Origin of the sequence: Curtobacterium sp. MCBD17_040, assembly GCF_003234805.2 — a bacterium.
In the GTDB taxonomy this organism is placed as follows: domain Bacteria; phylum Actinomycetota; class Actinomycetes; order Actinomycetales; family Microbacteriaceae; genus Curtobacterium.
In genome coordinates, this window is the sequence record NZ_CP126273.1 from 1261250 (window position 1) to 1272284 (window position 11035).

The following is an 11035-nucleotide window of genomic DNA, read 5'->3' on the forward strand; positions in this document are numbered from 1 at the left end:
ATGCAAGTGTCCGTGCAGCTTGTCCGAGGAGCATGTGAACATCGCGTTTCCGGCCCGGACTCCCGAGGTCCCGCCGCGTAGATTGACGGGACGGCGTCGACGGCGACGTCCGACTGGAGGGACCGCCATGGAGAGGATCACGCGAGCCGAGGACCGTGTCCACCGCCCCGCTGGGCCCTGGACACCGACCGTCCACCGGCTGCTCGCACACCTCCACGAGCGCGGGTTCGTGGAGGCGCCGGAGCCGATCGCGCTCGGTGAGGTGCTCGAGACCGTGTCGTTCATCCCCGGTCTCGCGGGTGAGTACCCCTGGACCGACGACGTCGCGTCCGAGGCCGCGCTCGTCACCGCGGCCCGGCTGCTGCGCAACTACCACGACGCCGCTGCCACCTACGCGGTGGCGGCGGACGACGTGTGGTCCCAAGCCGACCGCGCTCCTGTCGAGACGATCTGCCACGGCGACTTCGCCCCGTACAACTGCGTGTTCGACGGCCGGGCCGCGGTCGGGATCATCGACTTCGACACGGCCCACCCCGGGCCGCGGGTGTGGGACGTCGCGTCGGCGGTCTACCGGTTCGCGCCGCTGACGACCGGGGACACCCCCGTGACGCGTCTCGACGACCAGCTCGCCCGTGCGGCCGAGTTCTGCCGTGCCTACGACCTCGACGCGTCCAGCCGAGCGGGGCTCGTGGAGGCCGTGGTCGCGGGCCTCGTCGCCCTCGTGACGACCATCGAGTCCGAGGCCGCCGCCGGGGACCCGAAGTTCGCCCGGGACCTCGCGGCCGGCCACGCCGAGCTCTACCGCGCCGACGTCGCCTACATCGAGCACCACGCCGACGCCATCCGGCACGCCGTGGCCTGAGCAGGGCTCCACGCGGGCGGCACCACACCGGCACGCAGCCCGCGCCCAGCGGGAGCACGGCGAGCCCACGGCGAACACGGGGCGTCCTCCGCGCGGCGAGCCGGTAGTGTTCCACCGCCATGAGCGACAGCCCTGCCGACGCCACCCCGTACGAGGTGCTCGGCGTCCCCGCCTCCGCCGACGACGACACCCTCCGGCGCGCCTACCGCCGGGCTGCCCGCGAGACCCATCCGGACCTCGGCGGGGACCCGCGCTCGTTCCGCCTGTTGCAAGAGGCGTGGGAACGCGTCGGCACCCCCGAGGCGCGCCGGGCGTACGACGCCGGAGCCTCCCGTTCGGCGATCGCCGGGCACGGACCCGCCGGCGACCCCACGGGGCGTCCGGCCTCGGGCCGTGACGCCTACGCGCCGCCCGCCGCGCGCCGCGACTCCCGCCCACGTGCCCGGTCCTTCGGGCACCCCGGCGGACTGTCGCGCGAGGTCTTCCTCGCCGCCGAGCGCGAGTGGGTCGGCCTCGGCGACCCGATCGAGGACCCGTACGACCCGGCACTCGTCCGCTCCGCCCCGCGCCACATCCGCCGTCTCCTGGCCGAGGCGCTCGCCGAGGAGGCGACCGCGGCGATCGTCGCCGACCTCGGGATCGGTGTGACCGTGTGGCACGACCTCGACGCCGGGCCGGAGGGCAAGCTGGACCACGTCGTCCTCACGACGAGCGGACTCTGGGCGCTCGAGTCCATCGACTGGGGTGCTCCCGTCCGCATCGAGCACGGCGAGGTCGTCGGCGCGACCCTCGCGCCGGGGGAGCGCCCGGTGCGCGAACTCGTCCGGGCTGCGCGCACCGTCCAGAAGGCGACCCGCGTCCGGTTCACGGGCCGGCTCCTGGTCGTCCCGGACTCCGCGGTCGACGACGACGTCCGGCTCGTGGGGCCGGCACGCAGACCGACCGCGTTCGTCGTGCGGCGGAGCGCCCTGGCCGGCGTGTTGCTCGGCCCCGGTGCCGAGACGGGATCGGTCGACGTGTTCGAGCTCCGCGCGCGGCTCCAGGAGACGGTCCGCTTCGTCTGACCGTGCTCGTCGTCGGACCGCGAGCGCCGAGCGCCGACCCGAGACGCGGCTTCAGTACCCGCGCAGCTTCTCGAGGTCGCGGCGCTCCCGCCCGGTCGGTCGACCCGCTCCGCGGTCCCGCACCGGCAACCAGGCCGTCTCCTCGCGCGGCGGCGGTGGGGGCGTCCGGTCCTCCAGACACGTGGCGGCCACCGGTGCCCCGACGCGCTTGACGACGATCCCGCGCACGACGACGATCCGTTCGACCCCGTTGGTCCGCAACCGCACCTCGTCGCCGATCCCGACCGACTGCGCTGCCTTGACGCGCTCGCCGTTCACCCGGACGTGCCCGGCACGGCAGGCAGCGGTGGCGGCGGAGCGGGTCTTCGTCAGCCGCACCGCCCACAACCAGCTGTCGACGCGGGCGCGGTCCATGCGCGACAGCCTATGCGGAACGCCCCGGTCCTACCATGAGTGCCGTGGACGACGACCCCGACGGCCAGGCCGACCCTGCCGACCACGCGGGCTCCGCTGCGCGTGACGACGTCCGCCGCGCGGACGCCCACCGCCGCCGGGCGCTCGCCCTCCTCGCCACCGCCCCGATCGGCACGCGCCTGGTGGTGCGCGCCCACCACGGCGACGGTGCGCGGGACGCCCTCGGCACGCTGGTCGCACGCACCGACACGATCTGCACGGTGCGCACCCGCCGCGAGGACGTCGACATCGCCCTCGCCGCCGTCGTCGCCGCCCGTCCGGTGCCACCTCCGCCGCCGCCCCGCGAGCGCCGACACGCGTCCTGAGCGCGCCGTCCGCGCGCCTCGCCGAACGGGGGACCCGACGCCCGTACCGTGAACGGCATGGTCCCCGCACCACAGGTACCGAACCCGGCACCGGCCCCGTCATCGGTGGGCCCGTCGTCGGTGGCCCCGTCGTCGCCGGACGTGAGCTCGTCGACCGGGATGCCGGCGCCGTCGCCCGGCCGGTCGACGCCGGGTCGCCGCGAGCACGCGGACACCGTGACCGACCGCACCGCCCGCGTCAGCATCGCGCGCCCCGCGTCCTGGGCGACCGTGCACGCCGCCGACGCGGACCTCCGGACCACGGGTGACGGCGTCACCGTGACCGTGCGCTCCCGCCCCAGCGACAACGGCATCGCGGACGAGACCGCCGCGCTGGTCGCTCGGCTGCCCGGCTCGGTCGACGGCGTGCTCGTCGTCGGGTGCGACCCGTGGGGGAGCGCCGGGGCGCCGGCCCGCCTCGTCGAGTACCACCGCCCCGCTCCGCCGCTGGAGGCCGCCGCCGCGACGGACCGTCCCGCGGTCGGCGAGTCGGACGGCACCGAGCACGGACACGAACCGCACCGGCCCGTTCCCGCCGTCGGCCACCGCGCCCCCGACCGCACGGGCGTCTTCGTGTCGCACCTGCTCGTCACCACCGGTCGCCACCGCATCGACGTCGTCGCCGAGCGCCCGCTCGCCGTCCTCGACGCCACCGACGACGTCGTCGCCCGCGTGCTCGAGTCCGTCCGCGTCGTCGGCCCCGCGCCGGCCGCAGCCCACCCGCCACGCGTGCTCGAGGACGTCCCGGTCCCCGTGCGCCCGACGCTCGCCCCGTTTGGTGTGCCGGTGGACGCCGAGGCGCTCGCCGCGCTGCAGGGCATGGCGGGTCGCCGTTGGAACCCCGCGGTCCTCCGGTCGCCCGGCGGTCGCGCGCTCATCGACCAGGGGCTCGTCGGCCGCTTCGGCACCGTCCCGTCACTGACGAGCGCGGTGCTCGCGCCCTGGGAAGCCGGCGTCGACCCAGTCACGCTCGAGCAGCAGCGGGAGGACGGGCCCGCCACCCGGCTCCGCTGGTGGCGCGGCGACGCCGCCGTGACCGTGCTGGACGGGACCGAGGAGGCCGGCTTCCGCATCGGCAGCGTCGACGACGCCACGCTCCTGGCGCTCGCGGCCGGGAGGCTCGGGGTGACCCCGTCGTGGACCTTCGCCTTCGCGACGCCGCGGCTCCCGGCCGCGGTCCTGGACCGCCGGGTCGAGGACCCGACGGCCCGCCCCGACCTGCCGGTGGCGGTCCGCACGGCCGATCCGGTGCTCGCGCGGTTCTGGGACGCCCCGTGGACCGTGTCGCACCTCCGGGTGCCGACGCGGCCGCGTCCCGTCACGGTGGTCCACGCCGCGGGCGTCGGCTTCGCGCGCATCGGACGGGCGACGGCCGAGGGGACCGCGATCCGGGTCGAGGCGTCCGCGAACGTCCACCGTCTGCTCGTCCGCACGGTCCTGGCGGGCTGACCCCGGTCCTCCCGGACGTCCCGCGTCAGGCGGCCGGACCGGCGACGAGCGTCGCGGTGACCGTTCCCGCCGTGCCGTCGGCGGCGGTGTACCCGACGGTGACCGAGTCCCCGACGGCGTGTGCCTGGATGAGCTCGGTGAGCTGATCGGCACCGGTCACGGCGGTGCCGTCGATGCTCGTGATCGTGTCGCCCGCGGCCAGCCCGGCGTTCTCGGCCGGGGACCCGGACACGACGCCCTGCAGCGTGACACCCGAGCCGGTGGTCGGAGTCGTCGACGAGACCTCCGCGCCGAGGAAGGCCGGGGTCCCGATGACGATCGTCGAGGTCGCGGTGCCGGACAGGATCCGTTCGGCGATGCTCTTGGCCGTCGCGATCGGGATCGCGTACCCGGTGACGTCGCTCGTGCCCGACGACGCGGCGGTGGTCATCCCGACCACCTCGCCCTCGGAGTCGAGCAGCGGACCGCCCGAGTCGCCGGACACGACGTCGGCCGCGACCTCGATGAGACCGGTGAGCGACTCCGTGCCGGTGCCGGACTCGCTCTGCACGGTGATGTCCTGGTCGAGCGCGGTCACGGAGCCCTTCGCGGCGACGAGTTCGCCCTGGCCCTCCGCGTTCCCGACGTCGGTCACGGTGTCGCCGACGGCCAGGTCGTCGTCGTCGTCGAGCGTCGCGGTGGTGAGGTCCGACGCCCCGCGCAGCTCGAGCACGGCGACGTCGTCGGTCTTGTCGGTGCCGACGACGTCCGCCGTGTAGGTCTTGCCGGTGGACTCGACGGTCACCTCGATGCTCGTGGCGTCCTCGACGACGTGGTTGTTCGTCAGGATCTCGCCGTCGGAGGAGATGATCATCCCGGTGCCGGCGGCCTGCGACGAGGAGTCGTAGTCGAGCGTCGTGTCGATCGTCACGATCCCGGCCTTCTGCGAGTCGGTGGCCGCGGTCCGGGCGCTGTCGGTGGATCCACTCGACCCCGTCCCGCTCGTCCCGGAACCGCTCGATCCGCTCGACGAGCCGTCGCCCGGGACGGACCAGCCGCCACCGATGCCGCCGCTGTCCGACGATCCGTTGCTCGAGGACCCGCTCGACTGGCTCGAGGTCGTGGTCCCCGTGTCCCGGGAGGCCAGGCCGAAGGCGGTGCCGCCCGCGGCGCTGACGATCGCGAGGGTGGCGACACCCGCCCCGACCATGAGGCCGACGCGGCGGCGCTTCGGCTTCGCTCCCGCGGTCGCGTCGGTGGCGCCCGCCGTGGCCCCGACGAGGTAGGGGCCGTGGCCGTCGTGCGTGTACGTGTAGGGGCCGGAGCCGTCCGGCGCGTAGAGGTAGGGGCCCGATCCGTCGAACGCGTAGGCGGACCGTAGCGTGCTCGGGTCGACGTGCGGTGCCGCTGCGGGAACCGGCGTGCCGATGGGCTGCGTGGTGTCGCGCGGCGCGTCCTCGTCGCGCTCGTCGTCGGCGGGGGTGGTGGGGTGCTCGGTCATTGGTCTCTCCGGTGGCTCGTCCGACAGCCGGTGGGGCGTCGATGCGTCCAGTACAGGACCCGATCCGATGAGTGACCTATGAGCGGCGTGGACAGCGGCTCCGCACTCCCTCGGGAACGGCTGCGGCGCCGTCCCCGTCTCCACCGCGCCCGCCGTTCGACCGCGGGGGAGCCGGACTAGGCTTGCGCCGATGTCCCCGACCGCTCGTCCGCGCCGAGCGCGCCTCGTCGGGACGACCGCCGTGTCCCTGGTGGTGCTCGTCGCGGCGTGCGTGCTCAGCGTCATGGTCGGCGCGCGTCCGATCGATCCGCTGACGGTCGTCACGGTGCTCCTGCACCCCGGCCGGACGGACGAGATCACGCTCATCGTCGTCGGCGAGCGGGTGCCCCGGACGGCGCTCGGACTCGTCGCCGGAGCCGCGCTCGGGGTGGCGGGCGCGGTGATGCAGGGCGTCACCCGCAACCCGCTCGCGGATCCGGGCATCCTCGGCATCAACGCCGGCGCCGCACTCGCGGTGGTCGTCGGGACGACGGTGTTCGGGATCGCGGGCACGGCGGCGACGCTGCCGTTCGCCTTCGTCGGCGCCGCCGTCGCGGCCGTCGTGGTGTACGGGATCGCATCGGCCGGGAGGCGCGGGCCGACCCCGGTGGGCCTCGCTCTGTCGGGTGCCGTGGTCGCCGCCGCACTCGGGTCGGTCACGACCGCGGTCCTCCTGACGCACCAGTCGGCACTCGACCGCATCCGCTTCTGGCAGGTGGGTTCGCTGGCGACGGGGGACCTGCACGTCGTCGCTGTCGTCGCCGTGCCGGTCGTCGTCGGCCTGGCCATCGCCATGACCCTCGGCCGGTCACTCGACACGCTCGCCCTCGGGGACGAGCTCGCGGCGTCCCTCGGGCAGCGGGTCGTCGTGGCGCGGGCACTCGGCGCGCTCGCCACGGTCCTCCTCGCGGGCGCGGCGACGGCGGCGATCGGACCCGTCGGGTTCGTCGGGCTCGCGGTGCCGCACGCCGTCCGCCGTGTCACCGGTCCGGCGAACCGGTGGACCCTGCCGTTGTCCGCGATCGTGGCCCCGGCCCTCCTGCTCGTCGCCGACGTCATCGGTCGTGTCGTCGCCTTCCCGGGCGAGGTCCAGGTCGGCATCGTGACGGCGGTGATCGGCGCTCCCGTGTTCATCGCGCTCGTCCGGAGCAGGGCGGTGCGGGACCTGTGAGCGTGTCGACCCGGACCCCTCGGCGACCACGGGGCACCGATGCCGGACTGCGGCGCGAGCTCCTCGTGCTCGCGGGGGCCCTCGTGCTCGTCGTGGTGCTCGCCGTCGCCGCGCTCGGCCTCGGCGAGATCGCGATCTCCCCGGGTGAGGTCCTGGCCGCGCTCGTGGGACGCGCGGACCGCGTGACGGACTTCGTCATCACCGAGCTCCGCGGGCCCCGGCTGCTGGCGGCGGTCCTCGTCGGCGCGAGCCTCGGCACCGCCGGCGGCATCGTGCAGAGCGTCGTGCGGAACCCGATCGCGAGCCCCGACGTCATCGGGATCACCTCGGGAGCGAGCGCGTCGGGCATCACGGCCATCGCGCTGTTCGCCGCCTCGGGGCTCACCCTGTTCTCGGTCGTCGTCGTCGGTGCCGTCCTCGTGACGGTCGTCATCGCCGCGCTGAGCTGGCGCGGCGGGATCGGGGACAACCGGCTCGTCCTCGTCGGCGTCGGCGTCGCGGCGATCGCCGTGAGCGTCACGGGGTGGATGCTCACGCGCGGGAACGTGCAGGACGCCGCCGTCGCGCTCGTGTGGCTCACGGGCAGCCTCAACGCGGTCGACCCCACGGTGCTCGCGGTGCTGGCGGTGGCGTTCGTCGTGCTGTTCGTCCTCGCCCTCCTCCAGTCGCCGCGGCTCGGGGTGCTCACCCTCGGGGACGACGTCGCGGCGTCGTTGGGGCTGCCGCCGGACCGGACCAAGGTGCTGCTCGTCCTCACCGCGGTCGGCCTGAGCGCCTCGGCGGTGGCGGCTGCGGGCCCGGTGTCGTTCGTCGCGCTCATGGCCGCGCCGATCGCCCGTCGTCTCGTCGGTCGTGGTCGCGTCGCCCTCGCTCCCGCCGCGGCGGTGGGGGCCGTCATCGTGCAGGCGAGCGACCTCGTGGCGCAGTTCGCGATCCCCGGGGTGGCGGTGCCCGTCGGCGTCGTCACGGGCATCGTCGGTGCGCCGTACCTGCTCTGGCTGATCGCGCGCGGGCGCTGACCGCGCCCGCCCGTTCCACGCTGCTCCACGCCGACCGAGCGGGACCTCCCGGCGGTCCCGCCGTGTGCGGGACGTGTGTGGACCGTGCGGTCGCTCCACAGGAGTGAAAGGGCGTTCGCGGTGCCGCGCGTTTCCGATACGCTGGTCCGCCAGAAGGAGGTCCACGATGGCAGGTCCAACGGGTCCGCGCGACGGCGCCGCACGATCCGATGCGCCCGAGCGGCGCGTCGACACCACCCTGACCTTCAGCATGGACATGGGGGCGGCGCTCACGCCGGAGAACGGTGTCTCGACCGAGGAGATCGACGCGATCGGCGCGCTGCCGTCCGGGTCGGCGCTGCTCGTCGTCCGCCGCGGGCCGAACGCCGGGGCTCGGTTCCTGCTCGACTCCGACGTCACGACGGCCGGGCGGCACCCCGACGCCGACATCTTCCTCGACGACGTCACGGTGTCGCGCAAGCACGCCGAGTTCCTCCGGCACGGCACGAGCTTCAGCGTCAAGGACCTCGGATCGCTCAACGGCACCTACTTCGACGGCGTCCGCATCGACGAGGCCCTGCTCGCCGACGGCGCCGAGGTGCAGGTCGGCAAGTTCCGCCTCACCTTCTACGCGTCCCGCGTCGACATCGCGCGCCTGGCGACCGCGTAGTGCCGGCGCGGAGCGCTGCGGCCCGGTCGACGGCCGCGGGTCCCGACCTGCTCACGATCGGGCAGGTGCTCGCGCGGTTGAAGCCCGAGTTCCCGGACCTGTCGAACTCCAAACTCCGGTTCCTCGAGGAACGCGAGCTCGTGACGCCGATCCGGACCGAGAGCGGATACCGCAAGTTCTCGCCCGCCGACGTCCAGCGGCTCCGGATCGTCCTGGGCCTGCAGCGAGACCACTATCTGCCGCTCAAGGTCATCAAGGAGTACCTGGCCGACCTCGACGCCGGGCGCGACCCCGTCCTGCCGGGTGGTGCCGACGGCCCGCGGCCCTCGATCCTCGGCACCGAGCGGCGGTACACGCGCGACGAGCTCGTCCGCGCGGCCGGCGCGACCCCGATGCTCGTGTCGGACGCCGTGTCCGCGTCGCTGCTGCCGGCCGTCGAGCACTACGGCGAGGACGCCGTCACCGTCGTCAAGGCGCTCGTGGAGTTGCAGCGCACCGGCATCGAGCCACGGCATCTCCGCACGTTCCGGGCGTCGGCGGAGCGCGAACTCGGTCTCATCGAGTCGGCGCTCATGCCCGTCCGGCGCCGGTCCGACGCCACCTCACGCGCCAAGGCGGCGGAGCTCGCCCGCGAGATCGCAGGGCAACTCGAGGTCGTCCGGTCGAGCCTCATCCGGGCTGCGATCGGGCGGTTCGACGCCTCGTGAGCACGGGGCCCGAACGTGGACAGCCGGTGTCGGTCGGGCTTATCCTCGACACGCCGAACTCCCCGGTGCGGATGTCCCGGGACGACCGGGTCCGACTCGCTAGCGTGGACCTCGGCACAACTCTCAACCGATCGTTGAACGTTCGGTTGCGGGCCGGAACGTCGTGGAAGGCAGTCTGATGAGTGGGAACGAAACGCCCCGGACCCCCGGGGACGCACCGTCCGACGCAGCCGTGGACACGCCCGACGGCGAGCTGACCCGCTACGACCTCGGCCTGCTGTTCACCGACGGCATGCCCGAGCGCGACGAGTCCAACGGCTACCGCGGCACCGTCGCCGCCCGGGCCGCGGGCATCAGCTACCGCCAGCTCGACTACTGGGCGCGGACGGGCCTCGTCGAGCCGACCATCCGTGGCGCTGCGGGGTCCGGTTCGCAGCGGCTCTACGGCTTCCGCGACATCCTCGTGCTCAAACTCGTCAAGCGCCTGCTCGACACCGGCATCTCGCTGCAGCAGATCCGCACCGCGGTGAACCAGCTCCGCGAGTCGGGGGTGAACGACCTGGCACAGACGACCCTGATGTCCGATGGGGCGTCCGTGTACCTCTGCACCTCGAACGACGAGGTCATCGACCTGGTCTCCCGAGGGCAGGGTGTCTTCGGCATCGCGGTCGGCAAGGTCCTGCGCGAGGTCGAGACGAGTCTCGTGGAACTCGACTCGACGCCGGCGGCCGACCCGAGCGACGAACTCGCGGCGCGCCGGGCCTCCCGGGCCTCCTGACCGGCGCGGTCTCCCGGGCCTCCTGACCCGCGCGGTCTCCCAGGCCTCCTGACCCGCGCGTCCGACGCGTCACACGGCGCAGCGCACACGGCAGGCGGCACGGGGACGCCGCGCCTCGGCCGGCTCAGGCCTGCGCGACCCCCTCGGCGTACTCGCCGATCTTGCCCGTCCGCATGATCCGCTCGAGCAGCAGGTCGAAGTTCCGTGCCATCTCCTGCGCGGACTCGCCCGGCCACACGTGCAGCGGCTTCGCGGCACCCTGGGCCTGCTGCAGTGACGTCCGTTCGGGCAGCTGGGGCGACAGCACGAGCGGGCCGAACATGTCGCGGAGCTCCTTGATGCGGAACTGGTGCTCGAGCGACTGCACGCGGGCACGGTTGACGATGATGCCGAGCGGCTGGAGGCGCGGGGAGAGTCCGCGGCGGATCTCCTCGATGGCGCGCAGTGCACGGTCGGCCGCCGCGACGGAGAACAGCCCCGGCTCGGTGACGACGGACACGCGGTCCGAGGCGGCCCACGCCGTGCGGGTCAGGGCGTTGAGCGAGGGAGCGCAGTCGATGAGCACGAGGTCGTAGTCGGCCTCGACGTTGGCGAGGGCCTCCTCGAGCTTCCAGATGTCCCGGATCGAGGGGTGCGGACCGTCGAAGTTGATGGCCGAGGGAGAGCCGACCATGACGTCGATCTTGCCCTGGCGTCCCTTGGTCCACCCGGACGGGGCGATCGCCTGACGGACGATCTTCTCCTTCGGGTTCTCGAGCACGTCGGCGACGTTGAGGTGGCCGGCGAGCGAGATGTCGAGCCCCGTGGAGACGTCCGACTGGGGGTCGAGGTCGACCACGAGGGTGCGGAGTCCCTTGGCGAACGCGGCGGACGTCAGGCCGAGGGTCACGGTCGTCTTGCCGACGCCTCCTTTGAGGGAGCTGACGCTGAGTACATGCACGTCGAGACACGATAGCCCCACTAGGGTTGAACCACCTCAAGATCCGCCGTGCTCGACGG

The 11035-nt window shown here is 74.0% G+C and carries 12 protein-coding genes; 9 read left to right on the forward strand and 3 right to left on the reverse strand.

All coding sequences use genetic code 11. The features are described 5' to 3' along the window. Positions 1–127: 127 nt before the first annotated feature. On the forward strand, positions 128–862 hold the full coding sequence (locus tag DEI94_RS06035) for a phosphotransferase (protein WP_111008610.1): 735 nt from the start codon (positions 128–130) through the stop codon (positions 860–862). Between the two features lie 119 nt (positions 863–981). Then, positions 982–1926, forward strand: coding sequence for a J domain-containing protein (locus DEI94_RS06040; protein WP_111008611.1), 945 nt, complete (start codon positions 982–984; stop codon positions 1924–1926). Positions 1927–1977: 51 nt separating this feature from the next. On the opposite strand, the gene DEI94_RS06045 is transcribed toward DEI94_RS06040, so the two are convergent. Further along, entirely contained in the window at positions 1978–2340 is a 363-nt protein-coding gene (locus tag DEI94_RS06045; RefSeq protein WP_111008612.1) for an RNA-binding S4 domain-containing protein, read from the reverse strand. Positions 2341–2384: 44 nt separating this feature from the next. Between DEI94_RS06045 and DEI94_RS06050 the strand changes: the two genes are divergently transcribed. After that, positions 2385–2705 carry a hypothetical protein gene (locus tag DEI94_RS06050; RefSeq protein ID WP_258368395.1) on the forward strand — a complete coding sequence of 107 codons (321 nt, stop codon included), beginning with the start codon at positions 2385–2387 and terminating at the stop codon, positions 2703–2705. A gap of 57 nt (positions 2706–2762) precedes the next feature. Further along, the gene (locus DEI94_RS06055) at positions 2763–4193 is read left to right on the forward strand and encodes a hypothetical protein (protein WP_146249433.1); all 1431 of its coding nucleotides are present in this window, start codon (positions 2763–2765) and stop codon (positions 4191–4193) included. A gap of 25 nt (positions 4194–4218) precedes the next feature. Here DEI94_RS06055 and DEI94_RS06060 read toward each other — a convergent pair whose 3' ends face one another. Continuing rightward, positions 4219–5673, reverse strand: coding sequence for a S1C family serine protease (locus DEI94_RS06060; RefSeq protein WP_258377963.1), 1455 nt, complete (start codon positions 5671–5673; stop codon positions 4219–4221). 190 nt (positions 5674–5863) lie between these two features. Here DEI94_RS06060 and DEI94_RS06065 point away from each other — a divergent pair, with 190 nt between their 5' ends. From DEI94_RS06065 to DEI94_RS06085, 5 genes are all read left to right on the forward strand, one after another. Next, positions 5864–6883, forward strand: coding sequence for a FecCD family ABC transporter permease (locus tag DEI94_RS06065; RefSeq protein ID WP_111008614.1), 1020 nt, complete (start codon positions 5864–5866; stop codon positions 6881–6883). Then, positions 6880–7902 carry a FecCD family ABC transporter permease gene (locus tag DEI94_RS06070; RefSeq protein WP_258368397.1) on the forward strand — a complete coding sequence of 341 codons (1023 nt, stop codon included), beginning with the start codon at positions 6880–6882 and terminating at the stop codon, positions 7900–7902. Before DEI94_RS06065 ends, DEI94_RS06070 begins: the two co-directional genes overlap by 4 nt. Positions 7903–8068: 166 nt before the next feature. Next, positions 8069–8551 (forward strand): FHA domain-containing protein, encoded by a 483-nt coding sequence (locus DEI94_RS06075; protein WP_111008615.1) that lies wholly within the window; start codon positions 8069–8071, stop codon positions 8549–8551. Beyond that, complete coding sequence (gene ftsR, locus DEI94_RS06080; RefSeq protein WP_111008616.1) at positions 8551–9258, forward strand: transcriptional regulator FtsR; 708 nt, start codon at positions 8551–8553, stop codon at positions 9256–9258. Before DEI94_RS06075 ends, ftsR begins: the two co-directional genes overlap by 1 nt. Before the next feature lie 292 nt (positions 9259–9550). Further along, positions 9551–10036 carry a MerR family transcriptional regulator gene (locus tag DEI94_RS06085; RefSeq protein WP_258368453.1) on the forward strand — a complete coding sequence of 162 codons (486 nt, stop codon included), beginning with the start codon at positions 9551–9553 and terminating at the stop codon, positions 10034–10036. A gap of 124 nt (positions 10037–10160) precedes the next feature. On the opposite strand, the gene DEI94_RS06090 is transcribed toward DEI94_RS06085, so the two are convergent. After that, on the reverse strand, positions 10161–10976 hold the full coding sequence (locus DEI94_RS06090) for a ParA family protein (protein WP_111008618.1): 816 nt from the start codon (positions 10974–10976) through the stop codon (positions 10161–10163). Positions 10977–11035 lie beyond the last annotated feature (59 nt).

Excerpts from the sequence above, each read along its gene's own strand:
- DEI94_RS06035 (WP_111008610.1), top strand. The coding sequence starts at position 128 with ATGGAGAGGATCACGCGAGCCGAGGACCGTGTCCACCGCCCCGCTGGG.
- DEI94_RS06040 (WP_111008611.1), top strand. The coding sequence starts at position 982 with ATGAGCGACAGCCCTGCCGACGCCACCCCGTACGAGGTGCTCGGCGTC.
- DEI94_RS06065 (WP_111008614.1), top strand. The coding sequence starts at position 5,864 with ATGTCCCCGACCGCTCGTCCGCGCCGAGCGCGCCTCGTCGGGACGACC.
- DEI94_RS06055 (WP_146249433.1), top strand. The coding sequence starts at position 2,763 with ATGGTCCCCGCACCACAGGTACCGAACCCGGCACCGGCCCCGTCATCG.
- DEI94_RS06060 (WP_258377963.1), bottom strand. The coding sequence starts at position 5,673 with ATGACCGAGCACCCCACCACCCCCGCCGACGACGAGCGCGACGAGGAC.
- DEI94_RS06085 (WP_258368453.1), top strand. The coding sequence starts at position 9,551 with ATGCCCGAGCGCGACGAGTCCAACGGCTACCGCGGCACCGTCGCCGCC.
- DEI94_RS06075 (WP_111008615.1), top strand. The coding sequence starts at position 8,069 with ATGGCAGGTCCAACGGGTCCGCGCGACGGCGCCGCACGATCCGATGCG.
- DEI94_RS06045 (WP_111008612.1), bottom strand. The coding sequence starts at position 2,340 with ATGGACCGCGCCCGCGTCGACAGCTGGTTGTGGGCGGTGCGGCTGACG.